At 30.6% G+C, this 22,788-nt stretch carries 22 protein-coding genes; 10 read left to right on the forward strand and 12 right to left on the reverse strand.

Features of this window, described 5'->3' with window-relative positions:
* Position 1: 1 nt before the first annotated feature.
* Positions 2-994, reverse strand: coding sequence for a D-2-hydroxyacid dehydrogenase (locus MK083_00770; protein MCH2672986.1), 993 nt, complete (start codon positions 992-994; stop codon positions 2-4).
* A gap of 99 nt (positions 995-1,093) precedes the next feature.
* Between MK083_00770 and MK083_00775 the strand changes: the two genes are divergently transcribed.
* Positions 1,094-1,879, forward strand: a complete 786-nt coding sequence (locus MK083_00775; GenBank protein ID MCH2672987.1) for an aldolase/citrate lyase family protein — start codon at positions 1,094-1,096, stop codon at positions 1,877-1,879.
* Here MK083_00775 and MK083_00780 read toward each other — a convergent pair.
* The 3 genes from MK083_00780 to MK083_00790 all read right to left on the reverse strand — a co-directional run bounded on the left by MK083_00780 (position 1,848) and on the right by MK083_00790 (position 5,019).
* Positions 1,848-2,810 (reverse strand): aldo/keto reductase, encoded by a 963-nt coding sequence (locus tag MK083_00780; protein MCH2672988.1) that lies wholly within the window; start codon positions 2,808-2,810, stop codon positions 1,848-1,850. The genes MK083_00775 and MK083_00780 overlap by 32 nt on opposite strands.
* Positions 2,811-2,988: 178 nt before the next feature.
* Positions 2,989-4,200 (reverse strand): CoA transferase, encoded by a 1,212-nt coding sequence (locus MK083_00785; protein ID MCH2672989.1) that lies wholly within the window; start codon positions 4,198-4,200, stop codon positions 2,989-2,991.
* 9 nt (positions 4,201-4,209) lie between these two features.
* Positions 4,210-5,019: an enoyl-CoA hydratase/isomerase family protein gene (locus MK083_00790; protein ID MCH2672990.1), complete on the reverse strand. Its 810-nt coding sequence runs from the start codon at positions 5,017-5,019 to the stop codon at positions 4,210-4,212.
* A gap of 647 nt (positions 5,020-5,666) precedes the next feature.
* Here MK083_00790 and MK083_00795 point away from each other — a divergent pair.
* From MK083_00795 to hisB, 7 genes are all read left to right on the forward strand, one after another.
* The gene (locus MK083_00795; GenBank protein MCH2672991.1) at positions 5,667-6,743 is read left to right on the forward strand and encodes an Ldh family oxidoreductase; all 1,077 of its coding nucleotides are present in this window, start codon (positions 5,667-5,669) and stop codon (positions 6,741-6,743) included.
* A gap of 18 nt (positions 6,744-6,761) precedes the next feature.
* Positions 6,762-7,676 carry an aldolase/citrate lyase family protein gene (locus MK083_00800; GenBank protein ID MCH2672992.1) on the forward strand — a complete coding sequence of 305 codons (915 nt, stop codon included), beginning with the start codon at positions 6,762-6,764 and terminating at the stop codon, positions 7,674-7,676.
* Positions 7,677-7,783: 107 nt separating this feature from the next.
* Complete coding sequence (locus MK083_00805; protein ID MCH2672993.1) at positions 7,784-9,175, forward strand: ATP phosphoribosyltransferase regulatory subunit; 1,392 nt, start codon at positions 7,784-7,786, stop codon at positions 9,173-9,175.
* 1 nt (position 9,176) lies between these two features.
* Positions 9,177-10,205, forward strand: a complete 1,029-nt coding sequence (hisG, locus tag MK083_00810; protein MCH2672994.1) for an ATP phosphoribosyltransferase — start codon at positions 9,177-9,179, stop codon at positions 10,203-10,205.
* Positions 10,202-11,518: a histidinol dehydrogenase gene (gene hisD / locus MK083_00815; GenBank protein MCH2672995.1), complete on the forward strand. Its 1,317-nt coding sequence runs from the start codon at positions 10,202-10,204 to the stop codon at positions 11,516-11,518. The genes hisG and hisD overlap by 4 nt, the downstream gene beginning before the upstream one ends.
* A gap of 4 nt (positions 11,519-11,522) precedes the next feature.
* Positions 11,523-12,602, forward strand: a complete 1,080-nt coding sequence (gene hisC / locus MK083_00820) for a histidinol-phosphate transaminase (protein MCH2672996.1) — start codon at positions 11,523-11,525, stop codon at positions 12,600-12,602.
* A gap of 16 nt (positions 12,603-12,618) precedes the next feature.
* Complete coding sequence (hisB, locus tag MK083_00825; GenBank protein ID MCH2672997.1) at positions 12,619-13,212, forward strand: imidazoleglycerol-phosphate dehydratase HisB; 594 nt, start codon at positions 12,619-12,621, stop codon at positions 13,210-13,212.
* Here the strand turns inward: hisB and purS are convergent.
* The 8 genes from purS to guaA all read right to left on the reverse strand — a co-directional run bounded on the left by purS (position 13,209) and on the right by guaA (position 20,992).
* A complete protein-coding gene (gene purS / locus MK083_00830) occupies positions 13,209-13,454 on the reverse strand; it encodes a phosphoribosylformylglycinamidine synthase subunit PurS (GenBank protein MCH2672998.1) in 246 nt (81 codons plus the stop codon). The two genes, hisB and purS, sit on opposite strands and share 4 nt — an antisense overlap.
* Positions 13,451-14,038 (reverse strand): TlpA family protein disulfide reductase, encoded by a 588-nt coding sequence (locus MK083_00835; protein ID MCH2672999.1) that lies wholly within the window; start codon positions 14,036-14,038, stop codon positions 13,451-13,453. The genes purS and MK083_00835 overlap by 4 nt, the downstream gene beginning before the upstream one ends.
* Before the next feature lie 521 nt (positions 14,039-14,559).
* Positions 14,560-15,246: a DUF3105 domain-containing protein gene (locus MK083_00840; GenBank protein ID MCH2673000.1), complete on the reverse strand. Its 687-nt coding sequence runs from the start codon at positions 15,244-15,246 to the stop codon at positions 14,560-14,562.
* A gap of 47 nt (positions 15,247-15,293) precedes the next feature.
* Positions 15,294-16,163 carry a phosphoribosylaminoimidazolesuccinocarboxamide synthase gene (locus tag MK083_00845; protein ID MCH2673001.1) on the reverse strand — a complete coding sequence of 290 codons (870 nt, stop codon included), beginning with the start codon at positions 16,161-16,163 and terminating at the stop codon, positions 15,294-15,296.
* Between the two features lie 30 nt (positions 16,164-16,193).
* The gene (gene purB / locus MK083_00850; protein ID MCH2673002.1) at positions 16,194-17,501 is read right to left on the reverse strand and encodes an adenylosuccinate lyase; all 1,308 of its coding nucleotides are present in this window, start codon (positions 17,499-17,501) and stop codon (positions 16,194-16,196) included.
* Positions 17,491-18,168 carry a haloacid dehalogenase-like hydrolase gene (locus MK083_00855; GenBank protein MCH2673003.1) on the reverse strand — a complete coding sequence of 226 codons (678 nt, stop codon included), beginning with the start codon at positions 18,166-18,168 and terminating at the stop codon, positions 17,491-17,493. Before MK083_00855 ends, purB begins: the two co-directional genes overlap by 11 nt.
* Entirely contained in the window at positions 18,165-19,430 is a 1,266-nt protein-coding gene (gene purD, locus MK083_00860; protein MCH2673004.1) for a phosphoribosylamine--glycine ligase, read from the reverse strand. The genes MK083_00855 and purD overlap by 4 nt, the downstream gene beginning before the upstream one ends.
* Positions 19,431-19,456: 26 nt before the next feature.
* A complete protein-coding gene (gene guaA / locus MK083_00865) occupies positions 19,457-20,992 on the reverse strand; it encodes a glutamine-hydrolyzing GMP synthase (protein ID MCH2673005.1) in 1,536 nt (511 codons plus the stop codon).
* Positions 20,993-21,050: 58 nt separating this feature from the next.
* Between guaA and MK083_00870 the strand changes: the two genes are divergently transcribed.
* Both MK083_00870 and MK083_00875 read left to right on the forward strand, forming a co-directional pair.
* Complete coding sequence (locus MK083_00870; protein MCH2673006.1) at positions 21,051-21,671, forward strand: threonylcarbamoyl-AMP synthase; 621 nt, start codon at positions 21,051-21,053, stop codon at positions 21,669-21,671.
* A 10-nt stretch (positions 21,672-21,681) separates the two neighbouring features.
* Positions 21,682-22,641 (forward strand): polyprenyl synthetase family protein, encoded by a 960-nt coding sequence (locus MK083_00875; protein MCH2673007.1) that lies wholly within the window; start codon positions 21,682-21,684, stop codon positions 22,639-22,641.
* Positions 22,642-22,788 lie beyond the last annotated feature (147 nt).

A 22,788-nucleotide genomic window follows, 5' to 3' on the forward strand; every position in this document is an offset into this window, starting at 1 on the left:
ATTAGTACCATTTTTCTTTATCCACTATATTGTGAAGTTTTTTCCCTTGATTGAAGAGACTAATATTCTTTTTGATAATTTCATACCTTCTATTAGTTATTGTGTCTCCTGCATCTAAAAGTGCAACATGAGGAGTTATAATTACTCCGGGAGTAGTCCATAATTTGTGATTTGAAGGTAAAGGTTCTTCTTCAAAAACATCTAAACCAGCGCCAGAAATAATATTATTTTCTAAAGCATTAACTAAATCGTCTAGACTCGTTGTTTTTCCTCTTCCGACATTTATAAAAATAGAAGTTTTTTTCATTTTTTTGAATAATTCTAAATTGAACATATAGTGAGTTTCAGGTGTATGCATTACCGTTGAAACTAAAATATCAACTTCAGAAATTTCTTTTTCAATTTCTTTTTGAGTTATAAGTTTGTCAAAATACTTGAGTTTCTCAAATTTTGGATCTACACCAATTACTTTCATATTAAATGCTTTACACAGCCTTCCAACTTCTTGTCCAATTCCCCCTGCTCCAACTATCATAATAGTCGCTTCATCAAGATGAATAGCTTTATGTCTATTTGCATTTTTGTTCCAACTTCTTTTTTTTTGAGCCTCCAAAAAATCAGGCAATCTCTTCGATAGTGATAACAAATAAGCCATAACATGATTGCCTATGTAGTCAAAATATATGCCTCTAGGGTTTGTAACTACTAATGGATGTTCAACAAGTTCTTTATAGAACCACCCATCCTTTCCTGAATCATTTACAAAACTTCCAGAATCAGGATTTGCTAACCATTTTAATTTTTTTGCATTTCTTATAGCTTCAGGTGAAACCCATCCATAACCAGCCTCAATGATATGAATATTTTCTAAAACTTCACTTTCATCATTAAGTATTAGGAAATCTATTTTAGGAAAATCAATCTTAAGTCTTTTTATTAATTCATTTTTTATATCATCAATAGGTGGGAAAAAAGCAAAATTAGTTAGTTCCATTATTATTCTCCTTTTCTATTTTCAATATCAATGGTAAGGGGTATACTCAAACATAGTATAACAATATATGTAAAAAAATCATCAATACAGGAGAAAGAAATGTATCCGAGTGACATTAGAAAAAAACTTGCGACTGGAAAACCAGTTTTATCAACTAGTATGCCTAGCTTCGAACCCCATATTGCAAATGCAACCTATAATTGTAAACCTGATTGGGTCTGGATAGATACTGAACATAATCCTTGGGGTACTGAGTCTATGGGTACTTTATGTGTCGATGGTAGAAAAAAAGGAGTTGCTCCTGTTATAAGAATTCCTTGGAATGATCCCGCTTACATTAAAAAGGCGTACGATGTGGGGGCAGTTGGAGTAATGATTCCTCAGGTTGACAATACAGATGAGGTTAAACAAGCAATTCATGATGCTAAATACCCTCCAATTGGTGAAAGAGGTATAGCTCCTTTTTTTGCAGGATATCTTGATGGAGTATCTGCCAGAGATGTAGTTGATAATGCTAATGATGAAACTCTATTAATACTGCAGATGGAATCTGTTGAGGCTTATGAGCAGATAGATGAAATACTTGCTATTCCTAATTTTGAAGTGATTTTAGCTGGACCTGCAGATTTATCAGCATCCTTAGGGTTTCCTGGTGATGATGCTACTAATTCTAAAACTGCAAATGTAATGGTTGATTTAGCTCATAAGGTCAAAGGTACGGGTAAAGCATTGGCTACAACTATGGGTGATGTAGAACACGCTAAACAATGGATTAAGGAAGGATATACAATGATGAATATAGGTTCTTCCTTGCAATATGGTACCATAGGTTTGTCTAAGATTTTTGAAGATATCAGGGATGAGTATGGGGTTGATTGGCACTAAACCTTTTTGGTGTAATCAGTTCATATATAGAAATATCTTTAATTAATTTGTTGATTTCAGATATATCTTCTTGAGTTAAGTTTATGCAACCTGCTTTTGCGTTTGATATTGCCTGCTCTGGATTTTTCGATCCACAAATAGCAGAGGTCACTCCATTTGTATGTAAAGTCCAAGCTATAGAAAGTTGGGTTTCATTATAATTATTATCTCCAATCCATTCAGAGAGAATATTATAAATCCTTAATCCTCTTTCCATTTGATTTTTTTGGAATGTATGATGATTATACCGTGCATCATTTTTATCAAAGATATGTCCAGGTTTATATTTTCCAGATAATAAGCCTCTTGCTATTGGTGAATATACAATAGACCCTATGCCTAATTTATTACTTTCTGGAATAATTTCTATTTCTGAATGTCTAAACAATATAGAGAAATGAGGTTGGCTAGAAATAATTTGATTTCCAGAGAATTCATTCATAGCTTTAATTTGTTTTGAAGAAAAATTTGAAACACCTAAATATTTAAAATATCCCTTGGATCTTAAATCAAGTAGTTTTGTAATTGTTTCTTCCATTGGAATTGAATCTTGCCAAGAATGAATTTGATACAAATCTATAAAATCAGTTTGTAAATTTCTTAATGAATTTTCTAGAGCTTTTTCTATATCTGAAGTATTTCTCCATGAAGAGAGCTTTGAAGCTAATACTAAATTTTCCTTTTTCCCTTTTAATGCTTTCCCTAAAATATTTTCACTATCAAGATACATCTGCGCAGTATCTAAAAAATTAACACCATTATCAATGGATGCATGAATGGCATTTATAGCATCTTTTTGTTCTATTTTTCCCATTCCTCCGCCAATGGGCCATGTTCCTAAACATATATTTGAAACTTTAGGTCCATTATTGCCAAGAATATTATATTTCATAAAGATTTCTAATTTTTTTATTTAATAGAAAGATAGCATTTAATTTTCTTATTAGTAACAAATTATTTCTGGGAAATAGTTAAATGTAAATATCCCCCAGAGGGGCCTGGGCATAAAATCTTCAGAGTATTTCTACCTGAGCTAAAACTTTCCCTCAAAAACTTATTAGGATATATTTCTAAATAATTTCTTTTTTTTCAAAGTCTTTAATCTCATCAATTGAATATCCTAAATCTAATAGAATCTCATTATTATGCTCTGCAAGCTTTGGTGCTATTCCAATTTTTGATGGTGTCTCAGAAAATTTCCAAGGAGTTCCGTGTGTCTTAAATTTTTCTCCTAGATCAGGATGAAATACTTCAGTTACATAATTATTTTCTACAATGTCAGGGTCATTTGAAGCTTCAATCATGCTATTAACTGGTGCAGCAATTCTCCTTTCATCTCTAAGAATTTTTATCCAATGTTCTCTTTTATTAGTAGCAAACATTTTATTTAGCTCTTCTAAAATTAAATTTTTATTTTCTTCAGATTCGAAAGCCAATCCTAAGTCATCTAATCCTTTATTTTCTAAATTTTCTAAAAAACCCAATAATTCTAATGTAGGTCTCCAATGATCTGGTTCTAATTGAATAGCTAGAGGTTTACCTTCAATATCATTAAAACAAGCAGCTATTCCTGCTCTTTCTCGTGAACCATTAATTCTAGCTCCAGTTATTGGAGGTATATTTCTCCACATAGAGGTAGTCATTGTCCAGCCCATTAGCCTAAATGCACTACCTATTAATGATGTTTCAACCTTTTGACCTTCTCCTGTATTTTTTGCATGAATTAAGGCTGCTAAAACTCCACTTAGGGTTATTAATCCACAAGTCTCGTCTGCAACTGAAGCGACTCCTGTTCTTCTTTGCTGGCCAGGTACTGCAAAAGCTTCAGTAACTCCACCAATTGCTTGGCCGACGGCGTCTGTTCCTGGTAGATTTGAGCTTGGGCCATCAGGACCGTATGCTGAAACAGATGCATAAACAATTGAAGGATTTATTTTTTTTAATTCTTCATAACCAAAACCATTTCTTTCTGCTGCCCCTGGACTAAAATTTTGACCAAAAATATCTGCTCTTTTGATTAACTTATGTAAAATTTCTTTACCTTTTTTACTCTTAAGATTAAGAGTTAAGCTTTTTACTCCTCTATTATTCGTTTCGAAAAATGAGCTTATTCCATTTTTTACTTCACCAGCTTTTCTACTTCCATCTCCTTTTTTGGGTAGTTCAATTTTGATTATTTCGGCTCCCATATCCGCCATCAGCATATAAGGAACTGTTCCTGCTTGAGCTGTAGAACATGTTACTGCTTTAATTCCTGATAGAGGTCCCTTAGTATCTGTCATATTTGTTCCTTATTTATTAGGCTTTAATTTTGGCATATTATAACGATCTTCAGGATTAATCCATCCCTTAAAGTTTGGCTTTCTTTTTTCTGCAAAAGCTCTTCTAGATTCCATTCGATCTTCTTGATCTCCATGAGAGTGTAATTGATCTGCTAAATCTTCAAAATTACTTCCAACTTTTGGGGCCATTTCTCTCATCATATATATGGTATTTACTCTTGCAGCTGGAGGTAATGATAGAATATGCTCAGCCATTTCTATCGATGTAGCCAATAGCTCTTCTTTTTCTACAAGCCTATTTATAAATCCAACTTCATATAGCCTTTGAGCATTAAATCTAAATCCTAATGCCATTTCTGTAGCAACAGGATGTGGTAAATTAGCATAGAAGCCGTGATTATATCCTCCTAAAAGCCATCTTTTAGCCTCAGACATTTCAAATATAGCTTCCTTGACAGCTACTCTTAAATCTGTTTTTTCTACCAACATAAAACCACCACCCATAGCGTATCCATTTATGGCACCTATAACAGGTTTGTCTAGATTCCCATCCATAAATGGATTTTCAATTTCTTCACCCTTACCTGGAGCTGATGCTAATGAGCCAACTTCTAAAGATTCCTTCATATCTTCTCCTGCGCAAAAACCCCTCCCTTCACCAGTTAATATAGCAACTTCTAAGTTTTTATCGTCCCTATATTCTATGAATGCATTCGCCATACCTTCTCTAATAACTTTACTTAGAGCATTTAACCTTTCTGGACGATTAAGTTTGATGATCATAATTTGATCTTGTTTATCTATCTCTACAAATGCCATTTTTTTATCTCCGATTTATTTTTATGAATATTATATCTTTTTCAGAATAAAAAATATGATGTAGATTTAGTGAAACAGATTCAATTACAAGAAATTACTTATCTTATTTAAAGAGTTATAAGATATCAATTAAATGAAAAAACCCACCTCCAGAGTCCTACCTGAGCAATCAACTAGAGCTTCGTTAGAAGCGGGCTTTTTTGTCTCTAAATTTCAACGTTCCATCAGAATCAGTTTTAGCTAATTGGGCTCCTTCCTGTTTCCATTCCGGTTTACCCCTAATAATTTTTTTACAAATTATCTCTAATTTCACTCCATTTAGAGGTTTTCTCTAAACTTCATCGTTCCATTGGAATCAGTTTTAGCTAATTAGGTTCCTTCCTGTTTCCATTCCGGTTTACCCTTATAGAGTCCCCTAGAGAACTTTACTACAACCTCTCTCCATTTAGGATTAATAAAATAATATATTAAATTTTTTAAATTGCAACCCCTAATTTTCCCAGAGTACAAAATATAAGACATTTTATACTCAAAATATTATTGATAATTGATAAAAAAAATATTTCCCAATGGATATTTTTAGTTTTTTTTTTTAAAAAATCGTCTAAGATAATAGTTCATTAATAATTATATGTTAGGGGATAATAGTGTTAGAAAGATTTCATGTACCAGAAGATATTGCGATTAAGGTTGAACATAAAGAAATTTTTGATGTTGTAAAAAATATTTTCCTGAAAATGGGAATGTCCAAAGAAGATGCTACTATTTCTGCTGATGTTCTGATTTATGCTGATGTAAGAGGCATTGAATCACATGGAGTCTCTAATATGCTGAGAAGATATGTTGACTCATTCGCAGATAAGGATATAAATCCTACCCCAAAACCAAAAGTAATTAGAGGAAAAGGTGCTGTAGCTACTTTGGACTCTGACGCAGGTCATGGTTTAGTTGTGGGTCCTTATGCAATGAATATGGCTATTGAAAAAGCAAAAGATTATGGGATTGGATCAGTGACAGTTATAAATGGTAGACATTTTGGAGCATGTGCTTATCATGCAGAAATGGCTCTAGAACATAATATGATTGGCATAGCAATGACAACAGGAGGTTTGATGGTTGCACCTGTAAATGGAGCTGAAGCTAAAGTTGGTCTTAATCCAATAGGAGTTGCTGTTCCAACAAAAAATGAGCCTCCTTTTATTTTTGATGCATCAATGTCATCAGTTGCTGGTAACAAGATAGCCCTTGCACAGAGGATAGGTGTTAAGGTTATGCCCGGTTGGATTGCTAAAGCTGATGGTACTCCAATTATGGAAGAAACAGAAGTTCCTGATGAATATTTAATGCTTCCAGCTGGTGGAACAAGAGAAATTGGATCTCATAAAGGTTTTTCATTAGCAATGCTTGTAGAAATTTTAGCTGGGGTTTTAGGTGGATCTGGAGCTGGAAATTTTAGGAGGTCTCAAGCTGCTCATCATTTCATAGCATATGATATAGATGCATTTACAGATGTTGAAAAATTTAAGTCTGACATGGATGAATACATGAAATCAATTAAAGAAACAAAACCGGCCCCTGGAGTAGAAAGGGTTGTATATGCTGGTCTGCCAGAATATGAAGAAAAAATTGAAAGAGAAAATCATGGTATACCTTATCATCCAGAAGTATTGGATTGGTTCAAGAATATTTGCGCAGAATTAGGAATAGATTGGAAATTAAGCTAATAATTGAAAGAGGGAAAAATGACTAAAAGAGTAAATAAAGTAATTGATTTATGGGAGCAAGGTCAGCCAGTTTATCATGAGCATCCAGAAGAATTAAGTTATGATGCTGGTATAAAGGGGGCTAAAACGCTAGCAGATATGTTTCTTATAGATTTTGAGCATAATCCTTTTGATACAGTAGGTCTAACAAAATTTATGGAAGGATTGAAAGAAGGTGGACCAACTAATAGCGGTCATCTAACACCTACAGTCGTATGTACTTTACCTTCTAATGCCATTTCTCCTGAAGAAGTAAAATATAATGCATGGCAAGCTAGACATTTGCTAACCGCTGGTATTCATGGGATCTTGCATACACATACTAGAAGTCCTGAATCAGTAAAAGCCTTTGTTCAAGTTACAAGGTATCCTTACCAAGAAATTGGTAGAGATTTTATAGGAGAAGGATTAAGAGGATCAGGAGGACAAAAACATCCAGCTGAGTTATGGGGATTAGAACAATCCCATTACACTGATGTTGCAGATCCATGGCCATTAAACCCCAATGGAGAATTAATTTTAGGACTAAAAATAGAGGATAGGCATTGTGTAGCAAATGTCGATGATATAGCGAAAGTTCCAGGTATTGCATTTGCAGAATGGGGCCCAGGAGATATGGGTATGAGTTATATGCAACCTGATGCTCATGATCCGCCTTATCCAGAAATTATGAATAATGCTAGAAATAAAATAAAGTCTGCTTTGGATAAAAATGGAATAATCTTTTATTCAAGTTGGATAGATGAAAGTATGACCCAGGAGCAAAGACTTGATTACATCATAGATGAACTTGGTTGTAAGATGATTGGTGTGCCTGCAATGCTTAGTGAAAGTGAACAAAAAGAACTTCTTGAGTATGGTAGAAATAAAACAGGAAGAAAAATGCCTGTCTAAGGTATACTAATTTCATATTATTTCAAACTCATAATTTAGTATTATTTTTATAACTTAAGTAATATATTTATATATACACGCATAATTTCAGAGAGAAGAATTTATAATTGAATAATTTTTCAAACATAAATAAGTTAATTGGTTTCCAGGATAAATTTTCTAGAGATTTGTCTTTTACTAACAAATTAGAAAAAGAATTTATAGAGTTTGTTGAAACATGGGGTTATGAGCAAGTAAGAACTCCTGTACTTGAAAGATCTGATCTATTTAATAGTAAAACGGGTACTAGTCTTACAAGTAATATCTACAGTTTTCGAGATCCCTCAGGAACAGAGGTTTCCCTAAGGCCTGATTTTACATCATCAATAATGAGAATGATTTTAGAAAAAGAATTAGATTATTCAGATATCCCATTAAGATTCTCTTATACCGGTGAAATATTTAGATATAACTCTGAGGCAGATAATTTCATATCTCAAAATGGTATTGAACTCATAGGAAACAGTAATTTAGTTTCTGATATTGAGGTATTATCAATGTCAATCAATTTTTCCAAAAAAATAGTAGGAGATGATTTATATGTTAAAGTTGGTCATGTAGGCATTCTTACAGATATTTTTAGTTTTTATAATTTGAGTGACAGAGAGTCTCTGTTTATATTGCAGAATTTAGATTTTATATCATCAGAGAAATCAGTTGAGATCATATTAAAAAAAGCTAATCAAACAGGAATTATTATTGATGATGGGATTCCTTCAATTGATAAAAAAGAATTATCTGATGTTGAAATTTCTAAAATGTTAGATTTTGCTTTTTCCGAAGATAGTAATTTTAATCAAACAAGAGATAAAGATTCTATATTAGAAGGTATAAAGAATAATTTCTCAAAAAATTCTAATTCAAAAAACTTTTCTGAGTGTATTTCCTTAATTTCAAAACTAATTAATATTGATACTAACTTAGATGAATCTGTATCTTTAGCGAATGAACTTTTGGTAAAGATACCTGTGAAAAAAAATCTGTCAGATTTTTATACTATAGTAAAAAATTTAGAAAACTATAACATTGATATTTCTAATTTTAAAATTGATTTTGGATTAGTTAGAGAATGGGGATATTATAGTGGTTTTGTTTTCAATCTTTATGCTAAAGGATTTGGTGATAATAATTCATTTGGTGGAGGAGGTAGATATGATTATTCATCGAAAACAAACCAGATTCCAGCAACTGGTTTCGCTGTGGATACAGAAAAAATATTAGAAAATTCGATACTTTCAAACATCAAAAAAAATACAAAAAAAATAATTATTTATGCTAAAGATAAAAAAGATTTTGAATTCGCCCAAAGAACTAGTTTTGAAGAAAGAAACACTGGGAGTGTAGTACTTTTAGATACTATGACTTCAAATTTAGACAAAGTAATTGATTGGGCTAAAAAAAATGATTTTTCTGAGGTTATGGTAATTAATCAAAATAATGTAGAGAGGAAGAGGGTATAATTTGGGAAATTTATCATTAGCGATACCTGTCTCAGGAGCTCTTTATGAAGGAAGTATAGATTTACTCAATAATTGTGGTCTATCGATATCAAGATCTAATAATAGAGTATACACAGCAAAAATACCTAACTTGAATAGTATGAGTGTGATGTTTCAAAGACAATCTGATATTCCTTCACGTTTGGACTCAAATGTTGCAGATATTGGAATTGTTGGCTTAGATAGTTTTTATGAATCAAAGTTAGATGATGGAAGCTCAATGGTTATTTTAGATAATCTAGGCTTTGGAGAAGCAAATTTAGTGCTTGCTGTTCCGGAAGCATGGCTTGATGTTAGAAATCTCGTAGATTTGGCTGATTTATCTTTCAAAATGAGAGAAGAAGGTAGGGACTTAAGAATAGCAACAAAATATCCAAAATTAGTTTCAAGGTTCCTCAATAATAACTCCATATATTATTTCGACATAGTTGATGCTAGTGGTGGAATTGAAGTAGCTCCCTTTATAGGCTATGCAGATATGATCTGTGACATAACAGCTTCAGGCAATACTCTTAGGCAGAATAGACTTAAAATAATAGATAATGGAATAGTCTTTTCTTCGCAAGCTGCACTAATTGGTAACATTGAATCATTATCTCAAAAAGAAGATCTTGATGATATTAAAATTTTTATAGAAAGAATAGAAGGGCATATTAATTCAAAAAAATATCAAAGAGTAACTGTAAATTTATCTCTTACTGATCTTGGCCTTTCTAGCCCAGATGAACTCGAAGCTCTTATAAGTTCAAACTCAGTTTTGCATGGATTAAAAGGTCCTTCTTTTAGTTATGTCCTAACAGGTGAACCAGGTTCATGGGTTTCATTAGAGTTAATTATTTCAAATGATCAAATAATGCAATGTGTTGAAGAACTAAGAAAACTTGGAGGAGTCAGTATTACTACCTCTAATTTAGATATGATATTTTATAAAGAATCTATAAGTTTTTATAAATTATCAGAAGCAGTATCTATGTATGGAGAAAAGAAATGAAAATACTATCCGATATTGAATCAACACTTAAATATTTAAAAGAACTAAGGAAAAGTACATACTCTAATATATTAACTAGCGGTAATGGCTTTTTTGAAAAAGATTATTCTGTTGAGGAATATGTAAAAAAAATTATGGATCTGACTAAACTTAATGGGGATGATTTTTTGTTTGAATTAAGTTCAAAATTAGATGATGAAAAATTTGGGAATCTACAAATATCAGAAAAAGAATTAAAAAATTCAGTTGATCAGATAACAAAAGAAGAAAGAAATATTCTTGAAAATACTATTTCAAGAATCGAAAACTTTCAAAAAAAGACATTAACAAAGAACTGGTTTGATGAAAAAAATGGGTATGGAGAATATATCAAACCCATAGAATCTGTAGGTTGCTATATACCAGGTGGAACTGCACCTCTTATTTCTACTGTTCTACACACAGTTATTCCAGCTAAGGTAGCAGGAGTAAAGCGGATATCTATTGCTTCCCCTGCTGCAGGTATTGAATTGCCAAATAATATGCTACTTGCAGCGGCTTATCTATCAGGAGTTGATGATTTTTATACATATGGAGGGCCTCAAGCGATAATTAGTATGGCAGTTGGAACTAAAAAAGTTTCAAAAGTTGATATGATATGTGGCCCAGGAAATATTTTTGTAATGACAGCAAAAAAGCTTGTATATGGAGAGGTCGGATTAGATGGAATATTTGGGCCTACTGAAACTATGATTGTTGCAGATAGTTCCTCAAATATAGAATATGTTGTTGGAGATTTGATGGCTCAAGCTGAACATGATGTACTTGCTCTTCCTATGATGGCTACCAATAGTCTAGAATTTGCAAAAGACATCGAATTTTTCTATAAAAATAAGCTTAATTCAATGAAAAGAAAAGATATTATTGAAAAATCAATGAATCGAGGATTTATTTCAGTTTTACAAGATGAAAAAGAGATAATTGAATTAGTAAATGAAGTAGCACCTGAACATTTGTCTATAGCATCAGAAAAGTTAATAAATATATCTGAAAAAATAGATTCTGCAGGTTCTATATTTCTTGGAGAAATTTCTTCAGAAGTATTAGCTGATTATGTAGCAGGTCCTAGTCATGTTATGCCAACAAATGGTTCCGCTAGATATTCTTCTTCACTATCATCAAGAACGTTTCAGAAATCTATCCCTGTCTTGGCAATTGATAAAAAAATATTTAAAGAAATATGCAATGATGCAGAAAATTTTGCTAAACTCGAATCACTTCAAGCGCATAGCGAGGCTATCTCTATCAGAAAAGAAAAATACTTAATGGAGTAATTAATTGAGTTTAGATAAGAGTATCAGAAGAAATATAATGAGAATTCCTTCATATAAAGGGGTTGATCCATCTCTAAAACTTGCATCAGAATCAGGTATTGATCCTAAGGATATTATCAAACTAAATGCAAACGAGAATGCATTTGGAGATACTTTAGGTTTAGGAAAAGATTTGTCTAAAATAAACATTCATGAATATCCTGATCCTAATCAAAAATTACTTAGAGAATCTTTAGTAAATTATACGGGGAATAAATTTGAGGAAATTGTTGCTGGTTCCGGTAGTGATGAGCTTATAGATATTCTTATAAGAATATTTTTAAGTGAAGGAGATAAATTAATAGATGCAAAACCAACTTTTGGTATGTACGAATTTTTTGCAAAAATTCAGGGAGCTGATGTTATATCTGTATTTAGAGATAAAGAATTTAATTTAGATTTAGATCTAATTCTAAAACAAATAGACTCTAAGACAAAGATGATTTTTTTAGCATCTCCAAATAATCCAACTGGAAATATTGCTTCACCTGAAGAAATAAAAACACTCTTAGATACAAACTTAATTGTTGTTATAGATGAAACTTATTATGAATTTTCTAAATTTTCTTATTCTAATCTCATTCATGAACATGATAATGTGATCATACTTAGATCATTTTCTAAATGGGCTGGTTTAGCCGGACTTAGAATTGGATATGCTATTTCAAATCCTAAATTAATTGAAAAAATTTTACTAGTAAAGCAACCATATAATATAAATTCAGCTGCTGAACATGTAGCTATCAATGCTATGAGTAAAAAAGATTTTCTTCTTGAGAAAGTTGATATTCTCATAGATCAAAAGAATAAGATTTATGATTTTTTATCAAACTATGATGAATTGAAACCATTTCCTTCTTCTGCAAATTTTATTTTATGTGATTTCAAGGAAAAGGATTCAAACATAATATTTGAAAAATTAGCTCAAAATGGGATATTTGTAAGAAAGTTTTCAGATAATGTGATTTCAAATTCTCTTAGATTTTCATCTGGAACTCCTGACCAAACTCGTAAATTATTACGAGTGCTTAAGTCAATAATTTAGTGATATAAATATTATTATGATTAATAAAAGAATTTCAAAAAAAACAAGAGTTACAGGTGAAACTGAAATATCTATAGAAATAAATATTGATGGTAGTGGTAAATCCTCAGTAACTTCACCCATAGGCATGCTAAATCATATGCTTGATCAAATAGCTAGACATGGTTTGATTGACATTAAAGCCGATATCAAAGGAGATTTGGAAACAGGAACTCATCATATTATTGAAGATACATCTATTGTTCTTGGTATGTGCTTAGATGAAGCTTTAGGTGATAGAGCTGGAATTTTGAGAATGGGAGATAAAACTTGTTTATTAGATGAAGCATTATGTCAAATAGCCCTTGATCTTTCAGGAAGAGGCTATTTTGTAATCGATATGGGTCAAATTGATAATGAAGGGGAATTTTCTATAGAGATGGCAAAACATTTTTATGAATCTTTAGCTTCAAATGCAAGATTTGGTATACATCTCAGAATGCATTCTGGTACAAATCATCATCATATTTTAGAATGTTCGTTTAAGACTTTTGCTAGAGCATTCAGAGAGGCTGCTTCATTTGATTCTAGAAGAGCAAATTCGATTCCTTCAACTAAAGGAACTCTTTAGATTATATTGAAAGAAAATTTTTCAATAATTGGATTTGAAAGTAATTTATCAGAGATTTCTTCAGTTATATTTTTAGCATTTTTTTCGTTATCTGATTCTATTTCTAGAATGAAAATTTTCCCTGATCTTATAGATTTTACTTCACTAAATCCTATACGATTTGCGGAATCAGATATCGTAAGTCCCTCAGGATCATTTACATTATCCTTATAAAGGATTTTTACTTCAAACTTGTATATCAATTATTTGCCTCTACGAGCCCAGCAGTCATTATTTGTCCAAATGCTTCTTCAGAAAGTGAGCCTGAATGCCTCATATTTATTGTTCCATCATCATTTAGAAATACCCAGTATGGAAAAGCAGGTAATCCAAAATGTTCTGCAATGGAATTATTTTGATTATCAAATATTACTGGAACATTCCAATCTTCTCTTATTAGCCAATCATCAGGTGGAAAGTTAGGCTTATTTTTATCAATATGAGTTGCCACAGAGAATAAATTTATATTTTCAGGTGATCCATTTCTGTCTAACCATTTTTTTATCATAGGAACTTCTCTTTGACAATGTGAGCACCAATGTGCCAAGAATACTATTACTGTAGCTTTTTTTTCTTCTAGTCCTACTCTAGTTGTTACTGTTATGCTTTCCCCATTGAGATTTGTTCCAGTTGGAATTGGAGCAAAAGCTCCTACTGCAGTATCTTGAGAACTTCGATTATATTGCGGTAGTTCTCCTCCTACGATAGATACATCAGTATATGTATAAGAATTTCCTGAACAAGATACTAAAAATAAAACTAAAGTTATTATGATATATTTTTTCATTTACAAAGTATTTTTTGATTAATTATTATTAATAATAATCCAAAAAAATTGAAAAAAGCCATTAATGGAATAGATATAAACCCTAATTCCCAGATATATGGGCTTGAGCAATTAACTAAATCACAAGAATCATCTCCTGGAAACCACTGAATAAAATAGTGGTAAACAGAAATAGATATCCCAATTAATATAAATGGCAGCGATATGAAAATTCCATTTTTATCTTTCCTGAAGTAAGTCGTTATATAAATTATTACTAGAGGGAATAAAAAAATTCTTTCGAACCAACAGTATTTACAAGGTTCTAGGTTCTTTATTTCTGATAAATATAAGCTAGATAATGTTCCAATTAAGGATAATAAAAAACAATAAAATAAAACGTTTCTATTAATGTTTAAATTATTTATAAAAAATCTTCCTATAAAGTTACTTGGATAAAAAAAGTTTAATATTGTAATTAGAGAAAAAATAGATATAAAAATAGTGCTTGAAATAGCTAATATTTTAATTTCTATCATTTATTAATTTCCTCTAAATGAAGAAAGCGGCGCTCTATCTTGATAAGCATTTATGAATTCTTGAATTTTTTCTTCATCAAATTTCATTAATTTTAAGTGATGTCTCCATCCTGTAATCGTTATTGGAAATTCATCAAAAGAACTGTAAGGGGTCATTAAAAATTGAAACCTATTTGTAGGCATTAAATCTGTTAGATTTTCAATTAATTCATCGCAAATAATTCCGCCTGACTTTATACTTGTAAATTCAGGATCTAATCTACTGCAATCATAATGTATTCCTATGCCCCCATGTAATAGATTTGCAACAAGTATCTCATTAGGTAACTGAGTATCATACTTTCCCCAAGGTGCTGGAGACGTTACTCCAACTCCTGGGACAGGCCTTTCTAGGTCATACCAATATGCACCTGAAGTTGGTGGAGATAAAGAATAGCCATCATGAACTTCTCCAATTCCAACTTCTTCTCGCTTATCTTCTTCATCAGTATTTATAGGGCCCTCAAGATTAACTCCTCCTCCTTTTATTTTGGAGCTATCTGAGTTAGATCCTAGAGCAGGACTTATAGTTAAACCAAGTATAAAAACTATAGCTAGCAGTCCTCCGAAAAAATATATGAAGAACCTTTTTCTTCTTTTCTTTTCTTTATTTTTGTCTCTTCTCTCATTTGTTATTTGAGATTTAGACATTCCTTTTCTATGTTTAGGCCTAGTAGTAATATCTTTTTCCTTATTTTTTATAATTCTAGATTATCATTAGTAATAATTTCATAGATATCTAAATACCTTTTTAATGTATTTTTAATAACATTTTCAGGCAATTTAGGTGGGGGAGGGGTTTTATCCCAGTTTTCTTCATTAAGCCAATTCCTTAAGAATTGTTTATCGAAAGGGTCAGGGGATTTTCCTAATTCATAATCAGTATATTTCCAAAATCTACTTGAGTCTGGAGTAAGGGCTTCGTCAATAAGAGTAATATTATTATCTATATATCCGAATTCAAATTTAGTATCAGCTAGTATAATACCTTTACCTAAACAATATTTTGCTGCTTTTGAGTACAATTCAATAGAAATCTTTTCTAGCTCATAGTAAAGCTGTGATCCTATGAGATTTACACCATCATCTTCTGATAATGGCTCATCGTGACCTTCATCAGCCTTAGTTGAAGGAGTAAAAATAGGTGTTTCAAATTTTTGTGCTTCTAATAATTTTTGTTCTATTTTTTTATAATTTATAGAATTTGTAGATTTATACTCATTCCATGCACTTCCAGTTATATAACCTCTAACAACACATTCAATATTTATTCGTTCTGCCTTTTTTACTACAGTTGATCTTTTCAATATTTCTTTATCTTTTATTTTTTCATAAGGAGTATCTGAAAAATCATAATCTTCAGCTTTAGAAATAAAGTGTGACTTAGTATCTTTGAAAAAATCAAACCAAAAAGAACTTAAATTATTAAGAATTATTCCTTTTTGAGGTACTACTTCATTCATTATTACATCAAAAGCAGAAATTCTGTCTGTTGCAACAAAAAGTAATTTATCATCATCAATATTGTAAATATCTCTAACTTTTCCAGAATGAATTTTATTTTTCAAATTAGTATACTTAACAGATTTTACTTCCATCTAATCAATTTTCCATCCAAGTGAAATAAACTGATCTTTTGTATACCTTAGATAAAACTTAAAATCGAATATTTCTAAAATTTCTTTTTCAGTTAACCTTAGTTTTATTTCTTTATTTTCTAAACATAGGTCCTTTAGATGAATATCTTTTTCAGAGCTTTTCATCGAAAGTGATTGAACAAGATCATAAGATTTATTTTTTTCTAATCCTGATTCAATTAGTTTCAGCATTACTCTTGGTGAAAATATTAATCCATTTGCTTTATTTAGATTTTCTAGCATTTGATTCCTATTTATGTATAAATCAGAAATTATTTGATTAGAAAGATTAATAATATAGTCTAAAGCTATAGAGGAATCAGGAAGAATAACTCTTTCAGCAGATGAATGAGATATATCTCTTTCGTGCCATAGTGGTACATTCTCCAAAGCAACAACACTATTCGCTCTTATAATTCTTGAAAGTCCACAAATCCTTTCGGATAATTCTGGATTTCTTTTATGTGGCATGGAAGATGATCCCTTAGTAACAAATCCTTTTTTTCCAAAAGGTTCTCTTACCTCATCAACCTCGCTTCTTTGAAGATGTCTTATCTCTAATGCAAATTTTTCTAGAGTACTTGCCACCAATGCTAAGTTTTGTGAATATTCAGCATGTATATCTCTTTGAATTACTTGATTAGTTACATTTGCAGGTTTTAGACTTAGCTTCTTTGCTACTTTCTTTTCAAGATCAGGAGAAACTGTAGCATATGAACCTACAGGACCAGAAATCATACATATTGAAACTCTATCTTTAGTTTCAATTAGTCTAGATTTATGTCTATATAGCTCATCCCAAAAAATTGCTAATTTAGCCCCAAAGCTCATGGGTTCAGCATGCATTCCATGAGATCTGCCTAGACAAGGAGTTTCTATTTCTTCTATTGCTTTATCTTTGATTGAATTCATAAGTTCATCAATTTCTAATAGTAAATGGTTAATTGAAGATCTTAACTGTAGGCTCAAAGCCGTATCTTTTACATCATTTGAGGTTATACCATGATGTATCCATCTAGATTCATCTCCAATATTTTCAGAAATTGATTTCACAAAAGAAACTATGTCATGTTTTGTTTCTTCAAAATATTTATTATATTTTTTAATATCGAATGTAATTTTTTGTATTTTGTTTAGATCTTTATTAGGAATGACTCCCAACTCATTCCAAGCTTCACATGTAGCAATTTCAACCTGAAGCCAATAATTAAACATACTTTCATCAGACCAAATTTTAGATATTTTTTCTCTTGAATATCTAGGAATCAATAAAATTTCCTTTTATTTTTTCTATATATCTTAATAATTGTTTGAAGCTACTAAATTTAGTAGCAGAAATATTTTCTTCTAGACATCTATTATATAACGGATCCAAAGCGAAAATTTTATCACATTTTTGTGAAGCGCATAAATCCGTTGTAATTCCATCGCCTACGTAAATTACAAAACTTTCTGATATTTTTTGATTAACTGTCTCACATTTACATATACCCCATTCAGGTGAACATGACTTATCAAATGAAACAGAGTAATCAAAAGATAATTCACATAATTTATTTTTTTTCATAGTTGCTGCCACTATTTCAATCTCATGAAAATCTTTTAGCACAGGTTGAATATAATTTTTTAGCCCAGAACTTAAGACAGTAATTTTTATATTATTATTAATTGAAAAATTATAAAGCTCTATGAATCCTTCTCTTATTTTCACATTTTTTCTTGAGTAATTTTCTATATCTGAAAAAGAAGCATTCTCTATAGATTTTTCAAAAGATTTCTCTTGATAAATTTTGAAGGAAATTTTCTTTGATTTATAAAGATTAGCTATTTCATTGTATTCAACAGGAGAATAATGATTTAGAACAACTCTCGCTGCATTTTCTTCAACTAGTGTGTCATCAAAATCAATTACTAATGAGATTTCCTTTTTATTCATTTTTCCTCTGCTCTGAGAGCAATATCTTTCCTATAAAATGATCCCTCAAATTTAATTCTATCTATTTCTTGATAAATTGTTGTTCTGGATTCACTAATAGTTTTGCTTATGTTAGATAAAACCAACACTCTACCGCTATTAGTTATTATTTTATTTTCTGATTTTTTAGTTCCTGCATGAAAGATTAGATTTTTTTTTATATTATCAAGTCCAAATATTTCAAATCCTGTTTGGTATGACTCTGGATATCCTCCAGAGCATAAAACTACACATACTCCTTTTTGTTTTTTCCATTTAACTTTCTTAGGATCAAAATTTTCATTAGATATATCAAATAAAACCTCAGATAGGTTTCCTTCAAACATTGGCATTATTAATTCACATTCAGGATCACCAAATCTACAATTATATTCAATTACTTTAGGCCCTGAATTAGTCAGCATAATTCCTGTGTATAACATCCCTGCAAATGGTGTCTGATTTTTTTGCATAGATTTTAACGTAGGAGTGATAATATTTTCAATAATATTATCACTTAAACTAACAGTCCAAAATTCAGGAGGGGTATAACAACCCATACCTCCAGTATTTGGACCTTTATCGTCTTCAAATACTCTCTTATAATCACAAATAGCTATTGGTTCAGAAAAATTACTCCCATCAGTAAAACAAAATACACTTACCTCTGGACCATATATTTTATCCTCCAATAATATAGATTCTCCTGAAATCCCTAGTTTTTTTTCAATAATAAGAGATTTTATGACTTCTTCCATTTCGAATTTAGATTTTGGTAAAAATACTCCTTTCCCATTTGCTAAGCCATCGGCCTTAATGACTAAATTATCAAAACCAACTTCATTACCATATTTTATAGCTTCATTGTGATTATTAAAAAATTTAGCATGAGGTGTAGGTATATCATTATCAAGCATTAATCTTTTTGCAAATATTTTCGAAGCTTCAATTTGCGAAGCTTGCTTGGTTGGTCCAAATACATTTATATTATTTTTTATCAATAAATCTGTGATACCTTTACTTAACGGTCCCTCAGGTCCTATAACAACTAAATCTGGATTTTGATCTTTTATAGTCTTCTCTAATAGAAATAAATCTTCAATATTTATATTAATTAATTTTGCTATCTTAGAGATACCTGCATTATCACCAATGCATATAATTTCCTTAACTTTTTTATCTTTGGATAAATTCCATATTATTGAATGTTCTCTTCCTCCTGATCCAACTACTAAAACTTTCATAAATATTATGATTCCTTGTTAATGTATTATTCCCACTCTATTGTTCCTGGAGGTTTTGATGTTATGTCATATACCACTCTGTTTATTCCATCAACTTCATTAATAATTCTAGATGAAATTGAAGAAAGAACTTCATAGGGGATTTTAGACCAATCAGCTGTCATAGCATCTTTTGAATTTACCGCTCTTATTGCTATACAATCTTGATAAGTCCTATTATCTCCCATAACACCAACGCTTTGAATGTTTGTTAAAACTGCAAAAGCTTGCCAAATCTCATCATATAATTCAGCTTTTTTTATTTCATCTATAAATATATGATCTGCTTCTCTTAATATGTTTAATTTTTGTTTAGTTATCTTGCCAATAATTCTTATAGCTAAACCTGGTCCTGGGAATGGATGTCTTTCTATAATTTCTTTATCTATTCCAAGCTCATATCCAATATCTCTTACCTCATCTTTGAAGTGTAACTTAAGAGGTTCAAGAAGCTTAAGATTCATTTTTTCAGGAAGCCCACCCACATTATGATGACTTTTTATAACAACTTGATGACCATTTTTAGTAACAGCAGATTCAACTATATCTGAGTAGAGTGTACCTTGAGCAAGGTATTTTACATCATCAATTTTTTTTGCTTCTTTTTCAAATACGTCTATAAACTCTTTTCCTATTATTTTTCTTTTCTTTTCAGGATCAATTATATTTTTTAATTTATTTAGAAAATTCTCTCTTGCATCAACCTTAATTATATTCAACCCTAAACTGTTCTTAAGGAAATTCATAACATCTTCTGATTCTCCTTTTCTTAGTAATCCATTATCTACAAAAATAGATGTTAATTTATTTCCAATTGCTTTGTGTATTAAGGTTGCAGTTATACTTGAATCGACTCCTCCTGAAATTCCACAAATAACTTTATTGTCCTGAACTTCATTTTTTATATTTTCTATAGATTTATCGATAAAATTTCTTGCAGTCCAATTATTTGAAGTATTGCAAATATTAATAGCAAAATTTTCTAAAATTTTATTACCGTAGGCTGTATTATCAACTTCTGGATGAAATTGAACTCCATAAATTAAGTCTTTTTCAAATGCAGCACAAAATGAATTATCAGTTTTTCCAATTATCTTAAAATTTTGCGGTAGATTTATTATTTTATCTTCATGACTCATCCAAACATTAATATTTTTAGGAATACCAGAAAATAATTTAGAATCTTCTTTAATACTTAGGATGGAGTTACCGTATTCTCTTTTTTGGGTTTTTTCTACTTTACCACTTTGATTTATTGCTAATAATTGCATCCCATAGCATATACCAAGAATTGGTTTGTTACTTTCCATTACCCAATCAGGAATATTTGGAGAATTATCATCAAAAACACTATTAGGACCTCCAGATAAAATAAATCCTTTTATATCTCTATCTTCAAAAAAAGATTTATCTATTTCAGGATTTACTAGATCACAAAATACATTTTTTTCTCTTAATCTTCTAGAAATTAGTCTTGTATATTGTGATCCGTAATCAAAAATTACAATTGTGGCTTGCTTCAAATCTAACTCGGTTTAAATTTTTATATAAAATTATAGAATAAAGGTAAAAATTGTAAATTTGAAGATAGAAAAAAATAAAAATATATTAATAGACCAAATCGTTGAAAAGTTATCTAATGGTAAGGTTTGTATTTTGCCTACAGATACGTTTTACTCTTTATCAGTAGTTGCAGATAATTCATTAGCTATAAAAAATCTTTTTAAGATAAAAAAAAGAGATTTAAATAAACCTATTCCTCTGCTAATTTCAAGTTTAAGAGATGTAGAGAGGTATTGTGATATATCATCCCAAAGGCTTAATAAATTGGCTGATAAATTTTGGCCAGGGCCGCTAACTATTGTTCTACCAATAATGAATGATTTTCCAAAAGAAATAAATAACGGTTCAGGATATTTAGGGGTTAGAGTACCAAATCATTCATTTACCCAAAAAATAATTGAATCTCTAGGAAGACCAATAACAGGTACTTCTGCAAATATAAGTGGTGTTGCTCCCACAAAAGATATAAACCAAATCAAATTAACTTTTAGTAAAAAAGTTTCTGAAATCACTGAAATAGATTGTGGATCAGAAACTCTTTCTTCCACCGTAATAAAGATTGACAATGATGAGTCCGAAATAGATATTTTAAGAGAAGGTCCAGTAACTTTAGAAAAAATAAAAGAAGTAATTGATTAAATAAAAAAAGATGATGAATTTCATACCAACCTTAACTTCAGTACTAAATAAAGAAGATCTCGGATTGTATAAGATGATGAAATATCATTTTGGTCTCGAGAATAATTCTGAGAATTCACCTAAACAAAATTTTCCCCTTGGTACTATCGCTCAAATATTTTCAGAGCATTTTGAAGTAAATAATAAAATATCTTATTCAGTATCAGCATCAATTGAATTACTAAATGCATCTTTTGAGGTTCATGAGGATGTTAGAAATGGTAACACTGAAAGATTTGAAAAAGAGTCATTATGGTGGAAATATGGGCCAGCTCAAGCAATAAATGTAGGAGATGGTTTCCAGGCTTTATCAAGATCAGTATTATTAGATATTGCAGATGGTTTTGATAATTCCGAATCTTTATTAAGTATAATTTCTAATTTTGATGGAAGCATAATAAAGATATGTGAATCCGAAAATTATGAACTTGATCTTCAAGAAAAACCAATAACAACAATTGATGATTACCTAAGATTAGCTGAGCATAAGCTTGGAACATTATTGCTCTTAACTATGACAACTCCTATGATTCTTAGTAAATCAGATTTGGATACTCCTAATGAACTTTCAAAGAACCTAATGACTTATGAAAAAATTAGGCAAGATATAGACTTTTTTAGAGATGATTCACCAAAAGATTCAGCAAAATTTGGCGGAATTCTTTCAAAAAATAAGCCACTGCCTGTAATACTCGTATTTCAAAAAGGAAATCCAACTCAAAAAAGAAAAATTGGAGAAATCTATCTAGACAGGATTATTGATCCAAAAAAAATTCCTGAAATAAAAAAATTATGTATTGAATTAGATACCATAAACGATTCGAAAGAAATGGCTAATGATTACAAAAAAAAGTCTGAATTAGGGTTAGATCATCTAGGTTTTTCTAAATCAAGTAAGATTGAAATTTTTGAGAATATTAGCCTCTTGTAAGTTGTAATAATGGTAAAAATTATGTTAGTAAATCTAAAAATAAATAAGCCAATAACGCAAAACAAACTAAAACACAAAAAAAGACACCAATGGCACAAGAAGCTAACGAAGCGATACGTCCTACTAAAATTGATACTAAAACCGTAA

It is taken from the genome of Dehalococcoidia bacterium, assembly GCA_022451965.1.
GTDB lineage: Bacteria > Chloroflexota > Dehalococcoidia > Lucifugimonadales > Lucifugimonadaceae > TMED-70.

What these genes read in the sequence shown, in the direction of transcription:
- MK083_00770 (MCH2672986.1), bottom strand. Translation starts at nt 994, where the DNA reads ATGGAACTAACTAATTTTGCTTTTTTCCCACCTATTGATGATATAAAA.
- MK083_00775 (MCH2672987.1), top strand. Translation starts at nt 1,094, where the DNA reads ATGTATCCGAGTGACATTAGAAAAAAACTTGCGACTGGAAAACCAGTT.
- MK083_00780 (MCH2672988.1), bottom strand. Translation starts at nt 2,810, where the DNA reads ATGAAATATAATATTCTTGGCAATAATGGACCTAAAGTTTCAAATATA.
- MK083_00785 (MCH2672989.1), bottom strand. Translation starts at nt 4,200, where the DNA reads ATGACAGATACTAAGGGACCTCTATCAGGAATTAAAGCAGTAACATGT.
- MK083_00790 (MCH2672990.1), bottom strand. Translation starts at nt 5,019, where the DNA reads ATGGCATTTGTAGAGATAGATAAACAAGATCAAATTATGATCATCAAA.
- MK083_00800 (MCH2672992.1), top strand. Translation starts at nt 6,762, where the DNA reads ATGACTAAAAGAGTAAATAAAGTAATTGATTTATGGGAGCAAGGTCAG.
- hisD (MCH2672995.1), top strand. Translation starts at nt 10,202, where the DNA reads ATGAAAATACTATCCGATATTGAATCAACACTTAAATATTTAAAAGAA.
- hisB (MCH2672997.1), top strand. Translation starts at nt 12,619, where the DNA reads ATGATTAATAAAAGAATTTCAAAAAAAACAAGAGTTACAGGTGAAACT.
- MK083_00835 (MCH2672999.1), bottom strand. Translation starts at nt 14,038, where the DNA reads ATGAAAAAATATATCATAATAACTTTAGTTTTATTTTTAGTATCTTGT.
- MK083_00840 (MCH2673000.1), bottom strand. Translation starts at nt 15,246, where the DNA reads ATGTCTAAATCTCAAATAACAAATGAGAGAAGAGACAAAAATAAAGAA.
- MK083_00855 (MCH2673003.1), bottom strand. Translation starts at nt 18,168, where the DNA reads ATGAATAAAAAGGAAATCTCATTAGTAATTGATTTTGATGACACACTA.
- purD (MCH2673004.1), bottom strand. Translation starts at nt 19,430, where the DNA reads ATGAAAGTTTTAGTAGTTGGATCAGGAGGAAGAGAACATTCAATAATA.
- MK083_00875 (MCH2673007.1), top strand. Translation starts at nt 21,682, where the DNA reads ATGATGAATTTCATACCAACCTTAACTTCAGTACTAAATAAAGAAGAT.